General features: G+C 66.5%; 16 protein-coding genes. 7 read left to right on the forward strand and 9 right to left on the reverse strand.

From position 1 onward, the window contains the following. Positions 1–13: 13 nt before the first annotated feature. From GGR11_RS05550 to GGR11_RS05560, 3 genes are all read right to left on the reverse strand, one after another. Positions 14–1,819 (reverse strand): autotransporter domain-containing protein, encoded by a 1,806-nt coding sequence (locus GGR11_RS05550; protein WP_183195745.1) that lies wholly within the window; start codon positions 1,817–1,819, stop codon positions 14–16. A 114-nt stretch (positions 1,820–1,933) separates the two neighbouring features. Beyond that, entirely contained in the window at positions 1,934–3,826 is a 1,893-nt protein-coding gene (gene serA / locus GGR11_RS16995) for a phosphoglycerate dehydrogenase (protein WP_183195746.1), read from the reverse strand. Positions 3,827–3,947: 121 nt separating this feature from the next. Next, positions 3,948–5,390 (reverse strand): SDR family oxidoreductase, encoded by a 1,443-nt coding sequence (locus GGR11_RS05560; protein ID WP_183195747.1) that lies wholly within the window; start codon positions 5,388–5,390, stop codon positions 3,948–3,950. Positions 5,391–5,602: 212 nt separating this feature from the next. On the opposite strand from GGR11_RS05560, the gene GGR11_RS05565 reads away from it, so the two are divergent. Continuing rightward, the gene (locus GGR11_RS05565; protein WP_343051083.1) at positions 5,603–6,526 is read left to right on the forward strand and encodes an Hsp33 family molecular chaperone; all 924 of its coding nucleotides are present in this window, start codon (positions 5,603–5,605) and stop codon (positions 6,524–6,526) included. A 40-nt stretch (positions 6,527–6,566) separates the two neighbouring features. Here GGR11_RS05565 and phoB read toward each other — a convergent pair whose 3' ends face one another. The 6 genes from phoB to GGR11_RS05595 all read right to left on the reverse strand — a co-directional run bounded on the left by phoB (position 6,567) and on the right by GGR11_RS05595 (position 13,246). Continuing rightward, positions 6,567–7,259 carry a phosphate regulon transcriptional regulator PhoB gene (gene phoB / locus GGR11_RS05570; RefSeq protein WP_035307610.1) on the reverse strand — a complete coding sequence of 231 codons (693 nt, stop codon included), beginning with the start codon at positions 7,257–7,259 and terminating at the stop codon, positions 6,567–6,569. A 20-nt stretch (positions 7,260–7,279) separates the two neighbouring features. Then, positions 7,280–8,011 carry a phosphate signaling complex protein PhoU gene (gene phoU, locus GGR11_RS05575; RefSeq protein WP_183195749.1) on the reverse strand — a complete coding sequence of 244 codons (732 nt, stop codon included), beginning with the start codon at positions 8,009–8,011 and terminating at the stop codon, positions 7,280–7,282. Further along, positions 8,011–8,961 carry a phosphate ABC transporter ATP-binding protein PstB gene (pstB, locus tag GGR11_RS05580; RefSeq protein WP_183195750.1) on the reverse strand — a complete coding sequence of 317 codons (951 nt, stop codon included), beginning with the start codon at positions 8,959–8,961 and terminating at the stop codon, positions 8,011–8,013. Before pstB ends, phoU begins: the two co-directional genes overlap by 1 nt. A gap of 4 nt (positions 8,962–8,965) precedes the next feature. Then, complete coding sequence (gene pstA / locus GGR11_RS05585; RefSeq protein ID WP_183195751.1) at positions 8,966–10,270, reverse strand: phosphate ABC transporter permease PstA; 1,305 nt, start codon at positions 10,268–10,270, stop codon at positions 8,966–8,968. Then, complete coding sequence (pstC, locus tag GGR11_RS05590; RefSeq protein ID WP_183195752.1) at positions 10,263–11,693, reverse strand: phosphate ABC transporter permease subunit PstC; 1,431 nt, start codon at positions 11,691–11,693, stop codon at positions 10,263–10,265. Before pstC ends, pstA begins: the two co-directional genes overlap by 8 nt. Positions 11,694–11,833: 140 nt before the next feature. After that, positions 11,834–13,246 carry a sensor histidine kinase gene (locus GGR11_RS05595; protein ID WP_183195753.1) on the reverse strand — a complete coding sequence of 471 codons (1,413 nt, stop codon included), beginning with the start codon at positions 13,244–13,246 and terminating at the stop codon, positions 11,834–11,836. Positions 13,247–13,441: 195 nt separating this feature from the next. On the opposite strand from GGR11_RS05595, the gene GGR11_RS05600 reads away from it, so the two are divergent. The 6 genes from GGR11_RS05600 to GGR11_RS05625 all read left to right on the forward strand — a co-directional run bounded on the left by GGR11_RS05600 (position 13,442) and on the right by GGR11_RS05625 (position 21,117). Beyond that, complete coding sequence (locus tag GGR11_RS05600) at positions 13,442–15,682, forward strand: ATP-binding protein (protein WP_183195754.1); 2,241 nt, start codon at positions 13,442–13,444, stop codon at positions 15,680–15,682. Positions 15,683–15,849: 167 nt separating this feature from the next. Then, entirely contained in the window at positions 15,850–16,482 is a 633-nt protein-coding gene (locus GGR11_RS05605) for a 50S ribosomal protein L25/general stress protein Ctc (protein ID WP_183195755.1), read from the forward strand. A gap of 87 nt (positions 16,483–16,569) precedes the next feature. Next, positions 16,570–17,190, forward strand: coding sequence for an aminoacyl-tRNA hydrolase (gene pth, locus GGR11_RS05610; protein ID WP_183195756.1), 621 nt, complete (start codon positions 16,570–16,572; stop codon positions 17,188–17,190). 37 nt (positions 17,191–17,227) lie between these two features. Then, complete coding sequence (locus GGR11_RS05615; RefSeq protein ID WP_183195757.1) at positions 17,228–17,614, forward strand: DUF2946 family protein; 387 nt, start codon at positions 17,228–17,230, stop codon at positions 17,612–17,614. A 66-nt stretch (positions 17,615–17,680) separates the two neighbouring features. Beyond that, a complete protein-coding gene (locus GGR11_RS05620; RefSeq protein ID WP_183195758.1) occupies positions 17,681–19,762 on the forward strand; it encodes a TonB-dependent receptor family protein in 2,082 nt (693 codons plus the stop codon). After that, a complete protein-coding gene (locus GGR11_RS05625; protein WP_183195759.1) occupies positions 19,762–21,117 on the forward strand; it encodes a PepSY-associated TM helix domain-containing protein in 1,356 nt (451 codons plus the stop codon). Before GGR11_RS05620 ends, GGR11_RS05625 begins: the two co-directional genes overlap by 1 nt. The last annotated feature ends 13 nt before the right edge of the window (positions 21,118–21,130 follow it).

Here is a 21,130-nt window from a genome sequence, read left to right on the forward strand (position 1 = left end):
CCCGCCTTCCCTCTTACAACGGCAGCCGCAGTTGAACGCCGCCCATATGGCTGTCGGCGTGTTCGCCGTATCGGCCGCGATAGGCGATCGTCACCTTGACCGGCCCCACTGAGCCTTCGACCCCGGCCGAGGCCAGGAACTGGCCGCCGAACGGATCCTCGACCTCCCGCTCCAGCACCTGCGCCGGGTTGTTGTAGAGGCCGACGCGCACCGGGTCGGAACTGTCGTCCAGGGCGTCGCGATAGCCGCCCTCGGCGAACAGGCCGAACCCGCCCATCTCCGCCTCGGCCCGCAGCGCCACTTCGCCGCTGATGGCCTTCATCTCGCGGTCTTCATATTCGTACTGGGCGGCGACGCCCTGCTCCCAATAGCCGTCGACGTCGCTGGTCGCCCAGGTCACGGCCGCACGGGGCGAGAGGGCCACGCCCCCCATGTCGAACCACATCCCGCCCTGCAGCCGAGCGCCCGTGCTGAAGGCGCGGGTCTCGGCCGTGTGGACGATGGGCGCCAGGCTGGTGACGCGCTCGATGTCGTCGATATTGTCGCGCGCCACCCCGACCGCCGCATTTACGAACAGGTCACCGGAGCGCCAGCCCCCATACAGGTCCAGGCCGAAGCTTTCGACGTTGAACGTCAGGGCCTGGCTTTCGACATCGGTCTTGCGCGCCGTGCCGGCCATGCCGAACCGCCAGTTCGCCGACGGTCCCGCCTCAAGCGCAATCCGACCGCCCCAGCCGTCGCTGGACGATTCAGTAACCGCCCCCCGCGCATCCGTGTCCACGCTGTCGACCATGGCCGAGGTTGTGATCGCGACGCCCGCCTCCCAAGCTTCACGACCGGACAGGGCTTCGCTCGCCGCATCCAGGGCGTCCTCGCGGTGCCGGAAGGTGGTTTCGCCCTGCAAGGCCGCCTGGGACCCGATGTCGCCGTAGTAGAGATAGTCGGTCGCCAGACGGGCGATGATCTGATGCCCGGCTGCCGTGGGATGAACCCCGTCGAAGTAGAAATAGCTGCTGGGGTTCGAACAGACCGTCACCCCGTTGAAACAGGCCTGGGTGACATTGGTGATGCCGAACTGCCCGGGATTGGCGGCCAGTGTGTCGCCGATCTTGAACAGGTCCATCAGGATGATGTTGCTGCCGGGACGCGCTGCCGCGGTCGTGTTCAAACCCGTCAGCAGGCTCGAGTTAAAGGTCGTAACCGCATAGTCGGCTAAGGGCGCCGCAGCCGTGCCGCGGAACTGCGGCGTCAGGCTGAGCTTGGGCAGGTTGGTGACTAGAATGGTCCCCGCCCCCGCGCCGGCGACGCTGTTGACCAGGCTGTTGATGTTGGCGGCGGCCGACGTCGCGACCGGTGTGATGGCGCCGACCGGGCTTGCCGATGCACCGGCGGCGGGCAGTCCCTGGAAGATGTCGTTCGCCCCGCCCAGAACGCTGACCAGGTCATTGGACCCGAAGGTCCCGCCCCGGCTGGTGTAGGCGGCCAGCTGGGTCAGCATGCCGGGCGGCGGGCCGGCCGAGGCGTCTGTGCGCGCGCCGCCGAAGGCGTAGTTGATGCTGCCGCTGACGGAGCCGGTGAAATTGACCGCGTTGAAGCCCAGCAGTTCGGTGAAGACCGGACCAGTCGAGAAACGCCCCTGGAAATAGGGGGGACTGGGCGGCTGCGTCCCGCCCGAAGCCAGATACAGATTGCCGTTGTCGCTCAGGCTGTCGCCGAACACGACCAGGCGGTTGTAGGTCTGGGCCGAGGCCGAGGCCGCAAAGGCGCAGGCGGCGACGACCAGGGCGGCGACTGCGCCGCCGGTGAGATAGCGTGACATGTATTTCCTCCCACAGCCGTCGTGTATCGCGGCCGTTACCCGGGAGGATGCGCCACTCTGCGGCGAGCGCAAGATGCCGTTACGTCAGCCTTCGGAAGATAACGGGTCGTTCCGTCAGTGCAGGGTGCGGAACTTCAGCGTTCCCGGCACGGTCTTCAACGTCCGCAGCGCCTCGGGGTCGTAGTCGCGGTCCACGTCGGTGATGACATAGCCGGTGCGCTCATCCGTCTTCAGATGCTGACCCAAGATGTTCAGCCCCGCCGCCGCCAGGGCCCGGTTCAGCTCGGCCAACACGCCCGGCTGGTTCTTGTGGATGTGCAGAATACGGTGCGCGCCCGACACCTCGGCCAGTTGCACGTTCGGCAGGTTGACGCTGAAGGTGGTGTCGCCCCGGTTCAGATAGCCCAGCAGGCGCTCGGCCGCGAACTCGGCGATGGCCTCCTGGGCCTCCTCGGTCGATCCGCCGATGTGCGGGGTCAGGATCATGTTCTTCATCCCCTGCAGCGGGCTTTCAAACGGATCCGAGTTGGTGCGCGGCTCCTCGGGGAAGACGTCCACCGCCGCCCCCGCGACCCTGCCCGACCCCATGGCCTGGGCCAGGGCGCCGACGTCGACCACATGACCCCGCGACAGGTTCAGGAACAGCGCGCCCTCCTTCATTCGGGCGAACTGGGCCGCGCCGAAGATGTTGGAATTCTCGCGACGCCCGTCGACGTGCAGGGTCACGACGTCGCTCTCGGCCAAAAGGGCGTCCAGCGACCGCATCCGCCGGGCGTTGCCCAGGGCCAGCCGTTCCGACAGGTCATAGAACAGCACCCGCATCCCCAGATTCTCGGCCAGCACCGACAACTGGCTGCCGATGGCGCCATAGCCGACAATGCCCAGGGTCTTGCCGCGCAGTTCCTTGGATCCGGTCGCCGACTTGTTCCACTGGCCGACATGCATGGCGGCGGACTTGTCCACCACGTCGCGCATCAGAACGATCATCAGGCCGATGGCCAACTCCACCACCGAACGGGTGTTGGAATAGGGGGCGTTGAACACCGCGACCCCATGGTCCGAAGCGGCGTCCAGATCGATCTGGTTGGTGCCGATGCAGAAGGCGGCGACCGCCATCAGCCGGTCGGCCTCCTCCAGCACCCGGCGGCTGACCGTGGTCTTGGAGCGGATGCCCAGCACATGGACGCCCTTGATGGCGGCGATCAGGTCGTCTTCGTCCAGGGCGCCCTTGACCGTCTCGACCGAATAGCCGGCCTCCTCCAGCCGTTCGACGGCGGCGGGGTGGATGTTCTCGAGCAGCAGCATCTTCATCCGGCTGCGCGGGAAGGACCAGCGGCCGACCAGGCCCTCGGCGTGCAGCACCTCGTCCAGCGATGCGGCCTCGGCGTCGGCGACCTCGACCACCGGCGCGCGGCGGGCGACCTCGGTGAAGGCGTAGAAGGCGTCGGCGGCGCCGGCGAGCTTGACCTCCGCGTCATTCCAGCCGTCGCCGACCATGACCACGCGCCCAGACAGGTTCAGGCTGTGGATCACGGCGGGCTTGCCGTCGGCCTGCGACAGGGGATTGGCGTCATCGACTCCAGTCACCCGCCCCTCGGCGTCATAGACCAGGTCGTTGCACAGCACCCTGTCGGGCGACACACCCAGCATCTCGGCCACCGGGGCGATCACCTCGCGGAAGCCGCCGGACATGATGATCACCTTGCCCTTGTTCTGCTGGAAGAAGTTCAGATTGCGCCGCACCGAGGCGGTCAGATGATCCGGCGCCGTCTCCGCCAGGGCCGCGACATGGGCGCGGGTCAGGGGCAGCAGGGCCAGGCGACGGCGTAGCGCCTCGCCGAATGCGATTTCACCGGACATGGCCCTGTCTGTCAGATTTGCGATCTGAGCCCGGACTTGATCGGCCTCGGGCGATCCCGCCAAGACGATATCGGCCAAGGCTTCAAGGGTCTCGAACCCGACCAGAGTCGAATCGAAGTCGAAGATCAGTGTGGGGCGCGCGCTCATGGGCGGCGTCTTAGCGGCCTTCGCCGCCGCAGCAAAGCCGAGCCTTGCTGATGAAGGGGCTCAGTTTCGCTTAAACCTTGCCGCCCGCCGTGAATTTCGTCACGGCGGGCGGCAAGAAATATCAGAAGCGTGCGATCCGGCGCACGTGGCTGTCCGGGCGGCGGCTTTCCAGAACGGCCGCGCCGACAGCGGCGGCGATGGTGGCCACGGCCAACAGCGCCCCACCCTCGCGGGCGTGATCGCGGGCATAGGTTCCTGCGTCGTCAGCATAACGACGCGCCGTCTTGCCGTGCTTCTTCAGCGCCTTCCTGGAGCCCTTGCGGGCCGAGCGGAACATTTCATCCGCACGCTCGCGCGCGTCATGCACGGCGTCCGAGGCGCGGTGGCCGGCGTCGCGCGAGAACTCGCCCGCCCGCTCGCCTGCTTCTTCGGCACGATAACGGAAGGCGTCGACGGCGTCATGGAACCGGTCGCGCAGGTCGGCAGTATCGACCCAGCCGCGCGGATCGATGCGGGTCCGGATGCGCTGATAGCGGGTCGGGCCGCTGCGTTGCGTCAGATACAGAACCGCAGCCGCGCCGACGGCAAGGGCGACCAGACTGCCTGCGGTGATGCCGGGATGTTTGCGGACTTCGGCCAGGGCGCTGAAATTACGGACCATGGGATAGTGAACCTCTTCATCGAGGCCGTCCTCAGTCGGGTCATAGAGCCCGTCGTCATACGGCCGATAGGCGGAACGGCGGTCCCGCATCAAAGATGGAGCGAACCGCGCCAGAAGAGGTTCCGCAATCCCCGGCAAGGCTGAGTAGAAAGACGCGATGACGCGCCCTCCCCCGCCGACCGTGATCTCGCGGATCGGATGGGTGGCGCAATACAGGATGGTGTCGGCGACCACATGGGTCGCATAGACCGGCTGGGGATTATGCGCCGCCTGGCCGGTCAGGTTGCGGGCGTGACGGCTGTAGGGGGTATCAATCGCGCCGGGCTTGACCAGGCTGACCGTTACGGGCGCCTGCTCGCGCAACAGTTCGATCCGCAGGGCGTTGGTGAACCCCTTCACCGCATGTTTGGACGCCGCATAGACGCCCTGCACCGGCAGCGGCAGGTCCGACAGGATCGAGCCGACATTGATGATCGCCGCGCCGCCCGGCCGCGTCCGCAGATGCTCCGCCGCCGCCAGAGACCCATTGACCACGCCCCAATAGTTGGTCTCGAACAGGCGGCGCTGATCCTCCAGCCGGGTCTCGCGGATCGACCCGAACATCCCGACCCCGGCGTTGTTGACCCAGGTGTCGAAACCGCCGAACAGCCGCACGCACTTGTCCACCGCCGCCTTCAGCGCCTCCGGATCGGCCACGTCGGCGGCGGCCCAGGCCACCCGCGCCCCTTGGGCCTGCAACTCTTCGCACAGGGCCCGCAGGTCGCCTTCGCCCCGCGCGATCAGAAACACCCGCGCGCCGGCCCGCGCCGCGCGTCGCGCCGTCGCCAGCCCCACGCCCGAGGTCGCGCCGGTGACAACGATGGACTGTTCGCCCAAGGGCTTCAGCACAGGTTTCTCGCGCATTGACCGTTCCTCGCGTCCAGACCTCGACAATTTCTCGAGGTTTCTCCGGGTTTGTCGAGGCGGATTCTACAGGTTTTTCGAGGTTTGCGCGCGGGTTTGCGGCCCGTCACGCCCGTGTGCAAACTCGGGGCCGATCATCCCCCCCTTATCAACGGGGCTTCGGGCGCCTAAATAGCCGCGATCCCGAAATGACGCCGCTCAAGGACCTTGCCGTGACCGATCACGCGCCTCAATCCGCCGTTTCCGACGATCTGGCCGCCGCCTTCCAGATCGAGGGCTGGCCTGTGCGCGGCCGTCTGGTCCGGCTGGGCGCGACCATCGACAAGATCCTGGCCGCCCACGCCTATCCCGAGCCGGTCGCCGCCCTGCTGGGCGAGGCCTGCGCGCTTGCGGCCCTGATCGGCTCCAGCCTGAAGTTCGACGGCCGCCTGATGGTCCAGGCCCAGGGAGACGGCCCGGTGCGCTATGTGGTCGCCGACTACGGCACGGACGGCTCGCTGCGCGGCTACTGCCGCTATGACGAGGCCGAAGTGGCCGAGGCGTCCAAGGGGTTCGCCCGTCCCGGCGCCCAGACCCTGCTGGGCCAGGGGGTCTTCGTCATGACCCTGGATCGCGGCCCCGATTTCGAACGCACCCAGGGGATCACGCCCATAGAGGGCGAAAGCCTGTCGCTGTGCGCCGAACACTATTTCCAGCAGTCCGAACAGGTGCCGACCAAGGTCCGCCTGGCGGTCGGCGAGGTTCTGACCGAGGCCGGATCACAGTGGCGCGCCGGCGGGGCGATGATCCAGATCATCGCCGGCGACGAGGCGCGCGGCTCGACCGAGGAGGTCTGGGACCGCACCCGCGCCCTGTTCGGCACCCTGGGCGACGACGAACTGATCGACCCGACCATTTCGCCTGAAACCCTGCTGTTCCGACTGTTCCACGAAGACGGCGTGCGGCTGGAAGGCGCACGGGCGCTGACGGCCGTCTGTCGTTGTTCCAGGGAGCGCATCGCCTCGGTCCTGGCTTCCTTCGACCCCGCCGAACGTGGCGACATGGTCGAGGACGACGGCAAGATCCGCGTCACCTGCGAATACTGCGCCACCGTCTACGCCTTGGAGCCGGACGAGATCGTGGCCGAGCAGATTTGAATGGAAAAAGGGGCGGCCGATGCGGCCGCCCCTTTTTTATCTAGCCTTCCAGATCCAGCGAATAACCCGCCGAGCGCACGGTGCGGATCGGGTTGGCGCTGTCGTCGCCGATGGACAGGGCCTTGCGCAGACGGCCCACGTGGACGTCCACGGTGCGTGCCTCGACATAGACGTCCGAGCCCCAGACGGCGTCCAGCAGCTGTTCGCGGCTGAAGACCCGGCCCGGATGCTGCATGAAATGATCCAGCAGTCGGAACTCGGTCGGGCCCAGATGCACTTCCTGGCCCGAGCGCTTCACCCGATGGGAGACGCGGTCGATGATGATGTCGCCGTGGTTCAGCCGGTCGTCGGCCAGACCCGGACGGATGCGACGCAGAACGGCGCGGATGCGGGCAATCAGCTCGACCATCGAGAAGGGCTTGGTCAGATAGTCGTCGGCGCCGGTGTCCAGGCCGCGAACCCGGTCGCTTTCCTCGCCCCGCGCCGTCAGCATGATGACCGGCAGGTTGCGTGTCTCGGCCTTGCCCCGAATACGGCGGCAGACCTCGATCCCCGAGAGCTTGGGCAGCATCCAGTCCAACAGGACCAGATCGGGCTGACGCTCGTCGATCTGCAGCATGCCCTCTTCGCCGTCGGAAGCGACGGCGACGTCGTAACCTTCCTTCTCGAGATTGTACTGAAGCAAGGTCGCCAGCGCGTCCTCGTCTTCCATCACAAGAATATAGGGCTGCACTTCAGGTCTCCAGTCTCGGCTTAGTGCGAGTTGGTCGTCAAGTTGGGCGTCGAGGTCTCGTCTTCCGCGCCCGGCAGGGCGCGCGGACGCTCGCCCACCATGTCGTCGCCGGTGATCTCGTAGTGGACGGTCTCGGCGATATTGGTCGCGTGGTCGCCGATCCGTTCCAGGTTCTTTGCCATGAACAACAGATGGGTGCAGGCGCCGATCGTGCGCGGGTCGCCCATCATGTAGGTCAGCAATTCGCGGAACATGGCGTTGTAATGCTCGTCCACCTCGTCATCTGTCTGCCAGACAGCCACGGCGCGATCGAGCTCGGAAGCAGTGTAGGCGTCCAGAACGTCGCGCAGACGGGTCGAAACCAGACGGCCCATCCGTTCGATCGAACGCGTCAGGGGCTGCATCGGCTCGGCTTCCGCCAGGATCAGCGCCCGCTTGGCGATGTTCTTGGCCAGGTCGCCTGTGCGTTCCAGGTCTGACGCCATCTTCATGGCGCCCAGGGTCCGACGCAGGTCGCTGGCGACCGGTTGGCGCAGGGCGATCAGACGGATGGCCTTGCGCTCGATATCCCGTTGCAGGGCGTCAAGCTTCAGGTCGCGATCCACGACGGCGCGCGCCAAGGCCACGTCCCGCCGGGCGACGGAATCGATGGCGTCCGAGACCTGGGCCTCGGCCAGGCCGCCCATGCGGGCGACCTCGGCCGTGATCTGGTTCAGCTCGTCGCCATAAGCCTTGACCGTGTGCTGGTTCATCAGCCGAAGCGTCCCGTGATGTAGTCCAGGGTGCGCCGCTCACGCGGGTTCTGGAAGATGTCTTCCGTGTCGCCGGTCTCGACCAGACGACCCATGTGGAAGAAGGCGGTGCGCTGCGAAACCCGTGCAGCCTGGGCCATCGAGTGGGTGACGATGACGATGCAGAACCGCTCACGCAGTTCGTCGATCAGTTCCTCGATCCGCGCGGTGGCGATGGGGTCCAGGGCCGAGCAGGGCTCGTCCATCAGGATGACTTCGGGGTTCACCGCGATGGCGCGGGCGATGACCAGACGCTGCTGCTGACCACCCGACAGCCCCATGGCCGACGACTGCAGGCGGTCGGCGACCTCTTCCCACAGGCCGGCGCGCTTCAGGGCGCTTTCGACCACGCCGTCCATCTCGGACTTGGCGCTGACCAGCCCATGGATCTTGGGGCCGTAGGCGACGTTTTCGTAGATGGATTTCGGGAAGGGGTTCGGGCGCTGGAACACCATGCCGACACGGGCGCGCAACAGGACCGGGTCGATGGACCGATCGTTGATGTCCTCGTCGTCCATCGCGATGCGGCCGGTGACCTTGCAGCCCGCAATCGTGTCGTTCATGCGGTTCATGGTCCGCAGGAAGGTCGACTTGCCGCAGCCCGAAGGGCCGATCAGGGCCGTGACCGTCTTGTCCGGAATATCCAGCGAGACGTCATAAAGCGCCTGCTTGCCGTCATAGAAGACGGAGACGTCACGCGCCGCGATCTTGATCGGACCGGTCGGCGGAGTGGCGACCACGGTCGGGCCGCTCACAGGCGTGGCGTCTTCAAGGCGGGCTTCCACGGCGGAGGCGGCTTTGGAGGACGTGGCTTCGGGCAAGACCTGGCCGCCCATGCGAACGGATTCGGTCGGATCGGCAGCGCCGGCGCCGGTCTGGTCTTCGGCAGAACGGAAAATACGGAATTTCATTCTCTTACCACCGACGCTCGAAGCGCCGCCTCAGGATGATGGCCGCCGTGTTCATGATGATCATGAAGACCAGAAGAACGATGATCGCAGCAGCGGTGCGTTCGTGGAACGCCCGCTCGGAGGCGTTCTCCCAGATGTAGATCAGCGAAGGCAGGGCGCCGACCGGCTGGTCGATCGCATGCGGCACGCCGGGAACGAAGCTGACCATGCCGATCAGCAGCAGCGGTGCGGTCTCGCCCAGGGCGTGCGCCATGGAGATGATCGCGCCGGTCATCACGCCGGGCATGGCCAGAGGCAGGACGTGGCTGAACACCGTCTGGGTCTTGGAGGCGCCCATGGCCAGGGCGGCTTCGCGAATGGACGGCGGGACGGCCTTCAGCGCCGAGCGCGTGGCGATCACCAGGGTCGGCAGGGCCATCAGGGCCAGGACCAGACCACCGACGATCGGGCTGGCGCGCGGCAGATGCATCCAGTTGATGAACAGGGCCAGACCCAGCAGGCCGTAGACGATCGACGGCACGGCGGCGAGGTTGTTGATATTGACCTCGATGATGTCGGTCAGCTTGTTCTTCGGGGCGAACTCTTCCAGCCAGACGGCGGCGCCGACGCCCAGCGGAATGGCGATCAGGGCCGTGACCATCAGCATCAGGGCGGAACCGACCACGGCGCCCAGCACGCCCGCCAGTTCCGGCTGGGTCGAGTCGCCGTTGGTGAACAGGGCTGTGTTGAAGTGCGAACCGACGACGCCTTCGGCCTGCATCCGGTCCAGCCAGGCGAGTTGCTGGTCGGTCAGACGGCGCTGGTCTTCCGGCGTCTCCTTCGAGATTTCGCCCTTCAGATACAGGTCCGCCTCGTCCGACAGAGGCACGGCCAAGGGCACGGTCTCGCCGATGACGTCCGACCGCTTGGCGACCAAGTCGGCGGCGACGAACTTCAGCTCGGAAGAAAACAGGGCCTTCATCTGGCGAGAGGCGTCGCCCGCCGCATCGTCCTGTATGCCCCAGCGCTTTAGTTGCTGCTCGGCCGCCAGTTGCTCGAAGTTCGAGCCCTGCGGATAGGCCCGGTCCACACGTGCAGGGTCCATATAGACCGGCACGGTGACTGTGTGGGTGTAGAAGGCGGTGTGGCCCTGGGCGACGATGCGCACCATCAGGATCGCCAGGAAGATCATGGCGGCGGCGATGGCCAGACGGCCGTACCACTTGAACCGCGTCTCTTTCGCGTGACGACGCTTGAGGCCGGCGCGCAGACGATCCAGCCGCCCTTTTGCGGCCGCGCCGTCGATATGATCGGGGGTCGCGTCAGTCATATTGTTCCCGATAGGTCTGGACGATCCGGTGAGCGATGATGTTCAGCACCAGAGTGACCATGAACAGGGTCAGTCCCAGGCCGAAGGCCGACAGGGTCTTGGCGCTGTTGAACTCCTGGTCGCCCGTCAGCAGGGTCACGATCTGCACCGTGACGGTGGTCACCGTATCCAGCGGATTGAAGGTCAGGTTGGCGGCGAGGCCGGCGGCCATGGTGACGATCATGGTCTCGCCGATGGCGCGCGACACGGCCAGCAGCAGGGCGCCGGCGATGCCCGGCAGGGCGGCGGGCAACAGAACCCGCTTGACCGTCTCGGACTTGGTCGCCCCCATGGCGAACGAGCCGTCGCGCAGCGACTGCGGCACCGCGTTCAGAATGTCGTCGGACAGGGACGAGACGAAGGGGATCAGCATGATGCCCATCACCGCGCCGGCCGTCAGGGCCATCTGGTTCTGAACCAGGGCGAGATACTGACCCAGTCCGTCCAGCGGTCCGCCCATCAGGAACAGGCCGATCTCATTGAAGAAGACCCGCAGGATGGGTCCCACCGTCAGGGCGGCGAAAAAGCCGTAGACCACGGTCGGCACGCCGGCGAGAATCTCGAGCAGAGGCTTGATGACGGCCCGTGTGGTTCGGCTGGCGTATTCCGAAAGATAGATGGCGGACAGCAGACCGATCGGCGCCGCCACACACATGGCGATCGACATGATCAGCATGGTGCCGACGAACAGGGGCACGGCCCCGAAGGCGCCGGTGGATCCCACCTGGTCGGCCCGGATGGCGATCTGCGGGCTCCATTGGGCGCCGAACAGGAAGTCGAAGATCGGCACCTTCTGGAAGAAGCGGAAGGAGTCGAAGGCCAGCGAGGCGATGATGCCCAGGGTCGTCAGCACGGCGATGGCCGAACAGATGAACAGGGCGCCGTAGATCCAGCCTTCGACCCGGTTGCGGGCGCGGGTCTGGGGCTTGATCTGGGTCAGGGCGAACAGTCCGCCGAGAATGGCGGCCAGGATGGCGGCGGCCCCGCCGCCCCATTGCAGCGTCCGTTCGATACGCACCATGCGGCGGGCTTCGACAGGGAGCTGTTCGGCCAGCGGCCGTTCCCAGATCTGCAGGGCAGGCTCGCCCCGGCCGACCCGGTGGGCGTCGGCGAAGAAGGCGTCGCGGCGGAAATGCTCAAGCTCGGCCACCACATCGGGCGTGCCGGCGGCGGTCAGCTGGCGTTCCAGCGGCGCCGCGAATACGCTCAGAAGGATCAGAACCAGCAGAGCGGGCGCAGCGACCCAGATCAGAGCATACGCGCCGTGCTGGCCCGGACGCGAATGAGGGTGCGCGCCGACGGCGCGACGGCGCGCCAGCTCGCGTCCGCCCAAAAAGGCGGCGGCGCTGAGCGCGGTGAGGATCAGCAAATAAATCCAGATCATTCCGGGTCCGAAGCGGGCAGGCGCGAATCGAATGGCGACCGGGAATCCGGCTTCGACGCGGCGCGACTACTGCCTGCGAATGGTCAGCGGAATAAGACACGTTGATGACAGTTCGGTAACAGCGACGGCCTCCCGCGCCATCAGGCGGTCGTCCGGACGTCACGACGCTCGACCACCATGGGGAACCAGGCCGTGAACGCGGCCCCGAGCCCGGGCGCGCTCTCCACCACCAGCCCGCCCTGATGGCGGTTTATGATGTGCTTGACGATGGCCAGACCCAGTCCCGTCCCCTGACGTTCGCCGCTCTTCTGGCCCTCGACCCGATAGAAGCGTTCCGTCAGCCGCGGCAGATGTTCCCGCGCCATGCCCGGTCCGTGATCGCGAACCGTGACGGCTGCATAGAGGACGCCGACCGCCCGATCGGGCGTCACCAGAGGCAATCGTGTCGCGCCGGGCATCCGTGAAGCCCAGGCCTCGTCGAACGACAGATCGGACCGCACCGAAATTTCCACCGTTCCGCCCTTGGCCGAATATTTGACGGCGTTGTCGAGCAGGTTCTGCACCACCTGCAATATCTCATCCCTGTCGCCGCTGATCGAGGCTCTCGCCTCGCCCTGATCGACCACGACATTGATCTGCTTCTCTTGCGTCAACACGCTGACGGCGTCGACGACATCGGACGCCGCGCGATCCAGATCGACCCGCCCGGACGGCGGAATATGCTCGTTCAGCTCAATCCGACTGAGCGACAACAGGTCCGCGACCAGCCGCCCCATCCGATCCGCCTGGGCCGACATGATGTCCAGGAAGCGATCACGGGCCGCGACATCGTCGCGCGCATGTCCCTTGAGCGTCTCAATGAAGCCGCTCAGGGACGCCAGCGGCGTGCGCAGTTCATGGCTGGCGTTGGCCAGAAAATCGACGCGCATCATCTCGGTGCGCCGCGCGTCGGTCTCGTCGCGAAGAATGACCAGGGCGAGAGAGCCCTGCCCCTTTCCTTCTCCGCCGCCCAAGGGGCGCGTCCAGGCGCGCCAGCGCCGGTCGCGCTGCCCTCCGGTGGCGTAGTCCGTGGTTCGAGAAACGCCGCCGAACAGGGCCTCGTCCACGGCTTCCAGCACGCCGGGCTCCCGGATCACCTGAACCAGCAAGGCGCCCTGACTCTGGATGCGGAGCAGGTCTCGCGCCGCCTTGTTGGCCATGACGACCCGGCGGCCCGCGATGTCGTCTGGCTCGCCCCCGCTGATGATCAGCACAGGGTCGTCCAGGGCTTCGAACACCCGGTCCAGCAGTTCCGCAGTCATTGGATCCGCCGACCGTTCGATCGGGGCGCCCGATGTTTCAGGCAAGGTCGCGACCGAAGGCGACTGCACGTTCAGAATCCAGGCCGAAGCCGCGACGACCACCGCTCCGCCGATCAGCCAATTCGCGATCTCGGGATGGATGAAGGCGAGCCCCACCATCACAACCAGGGCGATTGCGATGCTGATGCCCACCGTCCAGAAACGGGAGGTCGAGATCGGCGCCACCGGCGAAGGCGAGGATTCATAAGGCATATGCGGCGCCAGACTCGTGTGAGCAGCCTAAGGAATCCAATCCTTGCACGGATTCTGTGACGGCGCGCCGACAGAAGACATTGATTTTTCCAAGCGTGGCCGCACCGTTTGTTTAGGAGTTTGGTCCAGCATGGCGCTGAAGGGGACGCCGTGGACCGGATACTTTATTGCATCGTACGTGATCACGACTGGCGGGTGAGCCTGCTGGCAGTCATCGTATGCCTCGTCGGCATGGGTTCAGCCTCCCGCTTCATGGAGCGCGCCCGCATCACCGATGGAGTACGCCGCCGCCGCCTCGCAATCTCGGCGGGATTGATCGGCTCGATCACGATCTGGACCACCCATTTCATCGCCATGCAAGGCTATGTCGGCGTCGGCCCCCTGACCTACGATGTGGCGATGACCCTGGTCTCCACGCTGGTGATCCTGGCCGCGATAGGCGTGGCCATTTTCGCGGCCTTGAGCAGCGACGACCGTTGGCGCCGCGTCATGGGCGCCCTCGTCGCCGTCTCGGGCTTAGCCGCCATGCATTATGTGGGGATGGCGGCGCTTCAGGCGCCGGTGCATCTCAGTTGGCGGCCCGAACTCGTGATCGTGTCCATCACCGGTGGCATGGTGATCGGTGGAACCACCGCCTTCTTCTACAGGCGTGGAGGACTGGTACGATTGGCGACGACGGTCCTCGGCGCCTCTCTGTGCATCCTGTTCCTGCATTTCGTCGGCATGGCCGCCATAACCGTTACGCCGGACCCAACCTTGAGTCCGCAGTCCGGCCTTTCGCCCGACGCTATGCGAACCCTGGTGTTCCTCATCGCCCTGTCCATCCTCGGTATCGGCAGCGCCTTGGTTTTCATGGCCTATATGGCGCGGGCCAACGCGCTCGGCCATATCCGCGAAGCGGTCGAGGCCATGTCAGACGGACTGGGCTTCTACGACGCCGATGACCGCCTGGTGCTGTGGAATGCGCGCTACGCTGAGGTCAATCCGGAACTTGCGCCCTTCCTCAGGGTCGGAATTACTTTTCGCGAAGTCCTTCAGATCGGCATCAATGAAGGCCGATATGACGAAGCCATTGGCCGCGAGGACGAATGGATCACCGAACGCATCCGTATCCGCCGCCAGGGTGCAGCGACGATAGAACAGCGGGTGGCCGGCGACCGATGGCTGCAAATTCAGGATCGACGCACCGCCGAGGGCGGTACGGTCACAGTCTGTAACGACATCACGACCCTGAAGCGCGACGCCCAAGCCCTGAGAGAGGCGCGAGACGCGGCCGAGGCGGCCAATGTCGCCAAGAGCCAGTTTCTTGCGAACATGAGCCACGAGATTCGCACGCCTTTGAATGGCGTGATCGGTCTGTCGCAAGCCCTGTCAAAGACCGACCTCACGGCGGATCAGCATGAGATGCTGGACCTGATGCAGGCCTCGGGACGCACGCTTCAGACTTTGCTCAGCGACATCCTGGATCTGGCGCGGGTCGAATCAGGCAAGCTTGAACTGACCAACGACGCCTTCGAACTGGAAAGAGCTGTGCGCGAAGCCGCGCAACTCTATGCCGAAAACGCGCGTGAGAAACATCTGGGCTTCCACATCGATATCGACGTGGACGCCGGTCTCTGGATCCGCGGCGACGTGGTGCGGCTGAAGCAGATCCTGACCAATCTGATCTCGAACTCGGTCAAGTTCACCAGCGAAGGCTTCGTCGGCCTGACCGTCCAGCGTGGCCCGGAGAAGGAGGGCGCGCCCACCCTGCGGTTCATGGTCGAGGACACGGGAATTGGCTTCGACGCCGCCACCCGCGAGCGCCTTTTCAGCCGTTTCGAACAGGCCGACGGCGGCATCACCCGTCAATTCGGCGGCTCCGGACTGGGCCTGTCGATCTGCCGTCAGTTGGCCGAAATGATGGGCGGCGACCTGGATTGCGAAAGCGAACCGGGTGGCGGATCCGCCTTCATCCTGACCCTCCCCCTGATCACCTGCGAAGCGCCGGTCCAGTTGGAGGCGAAGGCTTCACCCGCCATAGATGGCGATCGGCGTCCCGTCCGGGTGCTGGTGGCCGACGACCACCCGACAAACCGTCGCGTCCTGGAACTGATACTGAGTCAAATCTCCTCGGTGATCTCCATGGCCGAGAACGGGGCGGAGGCGCTGGAGGCGTTCCGCGCCGGCGACTTCGATCTGGTGCTGATGGACATGCAGATGCCGATCATGGACGGGCTGACGGCGACTCAGGAGATTCGCCTGCACGAAGCGACTGCAGGCGGCCGCCGGACTCCCATCGTCATGCTGACGGCCAACGCCATGCCCGAACACGTCGCCGCCGGACGGGCCGCCGGGGCCGATCACCATCTGGCCAAGCCTTTCAACACGACAGAACTGCTTGCAATCGTCGCCGATCCGGACGCTCTGCTCAAAGACGCCGCAAAGGCGGCCTGATCGAAAGCGCCGCCAAGACCGTCCTGCCGTTCCATTTACCGTCAGGGCGGTTGCACATCCGTCATGATGCGTGTAATAGCCCGCGCTCTTGAATTCGAGGGTTCATGACCCCCGCCGCGCGGGCCCAGGGTTGGCGCGGTGTTTCCGTTGTTGTTGAGGCGAGCCAGATGGCCGAGATCATTCTGAACGTGGACGTCCGCGATGGCGTCGGCACCGGCAGCGCACGCGCCGCCCGTCGCGCCGGTTTCGTGCCGGGCGTCCTGTACGGCGGCGACAAGGCCCCCGTCGCCGTGGCGGTGAACGAGAAGGACTTCCGCAAGTCGCTCTACACCGGCAAGCTGCTGGGCCACCTGGTCACGCTGAAGTACGGCGAAGAGACCCAGCCGGTCATCGCCAAGGACATCCAGTTCGACCCGGTGTCGGACCGTCCGATGCACTTCGACCTGATGCGCGTCGATCAACACGCCCCGATCAAGATCGAGGTTCCGGTTTACTTCAAGAACGCCGATGACGCGCCGTTCGTCCGTCAGGGCGGCTCGCTGGAAGTCGTCCGCCACGCGGTCGAAATCATGGTCAAGGCCGACAGCATTCCGGAAGAACTGGTCGTCGATCTGATCAAGTCGCAGATGGGCGACACCATCCGCTTCTCGGACATCGAACTGCCCAAGGGCGTCGAGCCGACCATCACCGACCGCGATTTCGTGATCGCCACCATCAAGGTCTCGTCCGCCGCCATGTCGGCCGCCGCCGATGAAGCCGCCGACGCCGAAGCCGCTCCGATCGAGAAGACCGAAGGTTAAGCCTTCGTCGCATCGACAAGATCAGGCCCCGCCCGGTTCGCCGCGGCGGGGCTTTTCTTTGGGCGACGCACGCGGCATGAGGACGCCATGATCATCATCGCCGGGCTCGGCAATCCGGGCGCCAAATACGAGAAGAACCGCCACAACATCGGCTTCATGGCCGCCGATGAGATCGCGCGGCGCTGGCGCTTCGGGCCCGAGCGGGCCAAGTTTCAGTCGATCGTCAGCGAGGGCCTGGTCGATACGGCGGACGGACTGGTCAAGGTCCTGCTGATGAAGCCCCAGACCTATATGAACGAGAGCGGGCGGGCCGTGGGCGAGGCCGCACGCTTCTACAAGATCAAGCCGTCCGAGATCATCGTCTTCCACGACGAGATCGACCTGGCCCCCGGCCGGTTCCGCATGAAGACCGGCGGCGGCGCGGCGGGCCAGAACGGCGTCCGTTCGCTGATCAGCCATCTGGGCGCCGACTTCCGTCGCGCGCGCATGGGGATCGGCCATCCCGGCGAGAAGGAGATGGTCATGCCCCATGTCCTGGGCGACTTCCACAAGGCCGAACAGCCCTGGCTGGACGCCCTGCTCCAGGCCTGCGCCGACGCCCTGCCCTTCGCCGCCGCCGGCGACGACGAACGCTACCAAGGCGAGGTCATGCGCCTGGCTCCTGCGCCCAAGTTCAGCCCCCGCCAGGCGGCGCGCGGCGAACTGTAGCCTGTACGGCCCGGCGGAAACGCCGTAGAGGCGAGGCGTGAACCGTTCCGACGCCGATCATTGGTCGACATCGAAATCGCTCGCCTTCCTGGCGGCGCTGTTCGCCCTCGTGCTCGGGACCCTGCTGCCCTTTGCGGCGCTGGCGGCGGTGCAACCCGGACAGCCTCTGATCATCTGTTCCGCAGAGGGCCCCCAGACCATCCAGTCCGGCGGCATGGACGGCCCGGTCAACAAGCACATGGGGGCCAAGTGCGCGGCCTGTGTGGTGCCTCTGGCGGCCGCCCTGCCCTGCCCGCCCGCGCCCGAACCCGCGCCGGTCATCCGCACGGTCGAGACGGTCGTCTATTCGCCCGCCCGCGTCAGCCCGCCGCCCCCGGCGCGCGCGCCGCCGCGTCCGCCGTCCACCGCACCACCCCACGCCTGAACCAGACCCAAAGCCCGCGCCGGCCCTTCGCCCGCGCGCCCGTTTTATTCTGACTTCAGGATCATCATGTCTCTCAAGACCACCGTGGCGCCCTGCGCCCTGCTGCTCGCCACGCTGGCCAGTGGCGCCGGGGCGAGCCCCGCCCTTGCGCAACAGGCCTCCGAGCCCGTCGTCCTCGACACCGTCATAGTCACCGCCCGCCGCAACGCCGACGATCCCGCCGTCGTCGCCGAGGCGCGGGAGCGTCTGTCGCGCACGCCCGGCGCGGTCGCCGTCGTATCAGCCGAATCCTACGCCGACCGCTATGCGCCGAACCTCGCCGACGTTCTGCGCGACGCCCCCGGCGTCTATGCCCAGAAGAAGTGGGGCGGCGACATCCGCCTGTCGATCAGAGGCTCGGGCATCGGCAACTCCGTCCACAACCGCGGCACCCTGCTGGCCCAGGACGGCGTCCCCTTCAACGAGGCCGACGGCTTCGGCGACTTCCAGCTGATCGACCCGCTGATCGCCCGCTATACCGAGGTCTACAAGGGCGGCAACGCCCTGCGCTTCGGCGGGGCGTTGCTGGGCGGGGCGATCAATCTGGTGACGCCGACCGGCCGTACGGCGGCGTCGAACCTGAGCCTGCGTCTGGACGGCGGCTCCTATGGCACGGCGCGCGCCCATGCCGAGGTCGCAGGCGTGCGCGGCGACTGGGACGGCTTCGCCGCCGTCACCGGCCAGACCGTGGACGGCTGGCGCCAGCAGAGCGACGGTAAGTCCCTGCACCTGTCCGCCAACATCGGCCGCAGCTTCGGCCAGGACCGCGAGGTGCGCCTGCTGCTCTCCGGCGGCGACATCCATCAGGAGATCCCCGGCAGCGTCAGCCTGTCGGACGCCCTGACCCAGCCGGAAAAGGCCAACCTGGGCAATGTCAGCCTGAATTATCAGCGCAATATGCAGTCGATCCGCACGACGGTGCAGACGCACTGGCGGCTGGACCAATCCACCGTGTTCGAGGGCGCCGTCTATGGAACCTGGAAGGATCTGGACCACCCCATCTTCCAGGTCATCGACCAACAAAGCCGCAACTATGGCGCCTTCGGCCGGTTCGACTGGCAGGGTCAGGTCGCCGGCATGCGCGCAGACGCCTTCTACGGCGCCTGGTACCGCCAGGGCGATCTGGACGCCAAACAGTGGGCGAACCTCGACGGACAACAGAACGGTCTGCGCGCCCGCAGCTTCCAGAACGGCAAGGGGCTGGACGTCTTCGGCGAGGGGCGGCTGTTCGTAACCGACCGCCTGGCCCTGGTCGCCGGGGGCACCTGGGGCCGCGCCGAGCGGGACTATCAGAGCTATGTGGTCCCCGGCGTCGCCGGCACGATCGACCTGACCGTCGATAAGACGTTTGACTGGTTCGCCCCCCGCGCCGGCCTGTTGTGGGAAAGCGAGGAAGGCGATCAGGTCTTCGCCAATGTCACCCGCTCGGTCGAACCGCCCAACTTCTCGGCCCTGTCGCCGACGGCCGACGGCTATCAGCCCCTGGTTCCGCAGGAGGCCGTCACCTGGGAAGTCGGCACGCGCGGTCGCCGCGGCCCGGTGACCTGGGACGTCACCGCCTATCGCGCCGACCTGGACCACGAACTGCTGAACTTCGTGATCGACAACGCGCTGGGCATTCCCGCCTCCACCTTCAACGCCGGGCCCACGGTTCACCAGGGGATCGAAGCGGGGCTGGATTGGCGGATCGCGCCGCAATGGCGGCTACGCCAAACCTACGCCTTCTCGGACTTCTTCTTCGACGGAGACAAGGTTTACGGCGAGAATGACCTGCCGGTCGTGCCGCCGCACCTGTACCGGGCCGAGCTGCGGTATGATCACCCGGCCGGCTGGTTCGTGGCGCCCAGCGTGGAATGGTCGATGGCCGATTCCTGGGTCGACTACGCCAACACCCTGAAGTCGCCCGCCTATACGGTGGCGAACCTGAACATGGGCTGGACGGTGCGCCGGCGCCTGACCGTCTTCGCCGACGTCCGCAACCTGTTCGACGAGGCCTATGTCTCGAACTTCAGCGCCGTAACGGACGCCCAGCGTCCCGGCGTCTCGACCGCCGTCTTCTTCCCCGGCGAGGGCCGCTCGGCCTATGTCGGCGTGAGGATAAGCTATTGATGGCCGGCAAGGCCGCAACCCAGGCGCCGGACGAACTGTCCGGCGCCTACCGCGCCGTCTGGCGCTGGCATTTCTACGCCGGCGTCTTCGTCATGCCGGTTCTGATGCTGATGGCCCTGACCGGCGGCCTGTATCTGTTCAAGGACGAGATCGACGGCGCCCTCTATCGCGACATGATCCGCGTGCCGGCGGTTGAGGCTCAGCCGGCGCCGGAAACCTGGGTGGCGTCAGCGGCCCAGGCCGCCGGCGGCGGTCGGGTCGCCAATCTGGTCCTGCCCGCCCGGGCGGACCAGGCCGTCCGCCTGCGCGTGGATCGGCCCGACGGCGTGCAAAAGACGGTCTTCGTCGATCCGCACACGGGCCGCGCCACCGGCGTCATTCCCGCCGGCGGCTTCATGGAACTGGTCAAGAAGACCCACAGCCTGACCCTGCTGGGTCGACCATTCAACATCCTGGTCGAGATCGTGGCGGGCTGGACCATCATACTGTTCGCCACCGGCCTCTATCTGTGGTGGCCGCGCGGACGGGCGGTGGCGACCTTCTCGCCCCAGACGAACGACACACGACGACGCCCCTTCTGGCGCGACCTGCACGCCTTGACAGGCGTCTATGTCGGCGGGGTCGTTCTGTTCCTGGCGGTCACCGGCATGCCCTGGTCGGCCTTCTGGGGCGACACGGTCATGGACGCGGTCAAGTCCAGCGGTCTTGGCCGCCCGCCGGCGCCTGTCGCGGGGGCTTGGCAGCGCGCCGAACACCATGACCAGCCCATCGGCGCCGGTTGGGCCATGAACGGAATGGTCATGACCCACGACCACGCGGGCCACGGCGCCCTGGACCGGGTGCTGAAGGCCGCCGACGATGCCGGTCTGGCCCGACCCTACGCCGTCAACATCCCCGCCGCCGGCGGCACGGCCTATACGATCACGACCCAGGCCCGCCGGGTTCAGGACAACCGGTCCCTGTACATCGACGCCGCCTCGGGGCGCCTGCTGGCCGACCTCGGCTACGACCGGTTCGGCGTCGGCGCCAAAACCATCGAATGGGGGATCTATGCCCACCAGGGCACCCAGTACGGGCAGGTGAACCGGATCATCATGCTGCTGGGCTGTATCGGCGTCTGGCTGCTGGCGATCAGCGGATTGGTCATGTGGTGGAAACGCCGCCCGCCCAACCTGTCGCGCCTGCGACTGGGCGCCCCGCCCGCCCCGCCCGGACCGCGCGTCCGCGCCGCTGTCCTGGGCATCGTCCTGCCTCTCGCCGTCCTCTATCCCCTGACGGGCCTGAGCCTGGTCGTCGCCGTGTTGCTCGATCGAGCCGTGCGGCCGATGATCCGGCGCCGTCCCGCCGTTTCCTGAAAGAACCGACGCC

It is taken from the genome of Brevundimonas mediterranea (genome assembly GCF_014196125.1).
Classification (GTDB): Bacteria; Pseudomonadota; Alphaproteobacteria; order Caulobacterales; family Caulobacteraceae; genus Brevundimonas; species Brevundimonas mediterranea.

What these genes read in the sequence shown, in the direction of transcription:
- GGR11_RS05625 (WP_183195759.1), top strand. Translation starts at nt 19,762, where the DNA reads ATGGCCGGCAAGGCCGCAACCCAGGCGCCGGACGAACTGTCCGGCGCC.
- GGR11_RS05560 (WP_183195747.1), bottom strand. Translation starts at nt 5,390, where the DNA reads ATGCGCGAGAAACCTGTGCTGAAGCCCTTGGGCGAACAGTCCATCGTT.
- pstB (WP_183195750.1), bottom strand. Translation starts at nt 8,961, where the DNA reads ATGAAATTCCGTATTTTCCGTTCTGCCGAAGACCAGACCGGCGCCGGC.
- GGR11_RS05605 (WP_183195755.1), top strand. Translation starts at nt 15,850, where the DNA reads ATGGCCGAGATCATTCTGAACGTGGACGTCCGCGATGGCGTCGGCACC.
- pstA (WP_183195751.1), bottom strand. Translation starts at nt 10,270, where the DNA reads ATGACTGACGCGACCCCCGATCATATCGACGGCGCGGCCGCAAAAGGG.
- GGR11_RS05595 (WP_183195753.1), bottom strand. Translation starts at nt 13,246, where the DNA reads ATGCCTTATGAATCCTCGCCTTCGCCGGTGGCGCCGATCTCGACCTCC.
- GGR11_RS05620 (WP_183195758.1), top strand. Translation starts at nt 17,681, where the DNA reads ATGTCTCTCAAGACCACCGTGGCGCCCTGCGCCCTGCTGCTCGCCACG.
- serA (WP_183195746.1), bottom strand. Translation starts at nt 3,826, where the DNA reads ATGAGCGCGCGCCCCACACTGATCTTCGACTTCGATTCGACTCTGGTC.
- phoU (WP_183195749.1), bottom strand. Translation starts at nt 8,011, where the DNA reads ATGAACCAGCACACGGTCAAGGCTTATGGCGACGAGCTGAACCAGATC.
- pth (WP_183195756.1), top strand. Translation starts at nt 16,570, where the DNA reads ATGATCATCATCGCCGGGCTCGGCAATCCGGGCGCCAAATACGAGAAG.
- pstC (WP_183195752.1), bottom strand. Translation starts at nt 11,693, where the DNA reads ATGATCTGGATTTATTTGCTGATCCTCACCGCGCTCAGCGCCGCCGCC.
- GGR11_RS05550 (WP_183195745.1), bottom strand. Translation starts at nt 1,819, where the DNA reads ATGTCACGCTATCTCACCGGCGGCGCAGTCGCCGCCCTGGTCGTCGCC.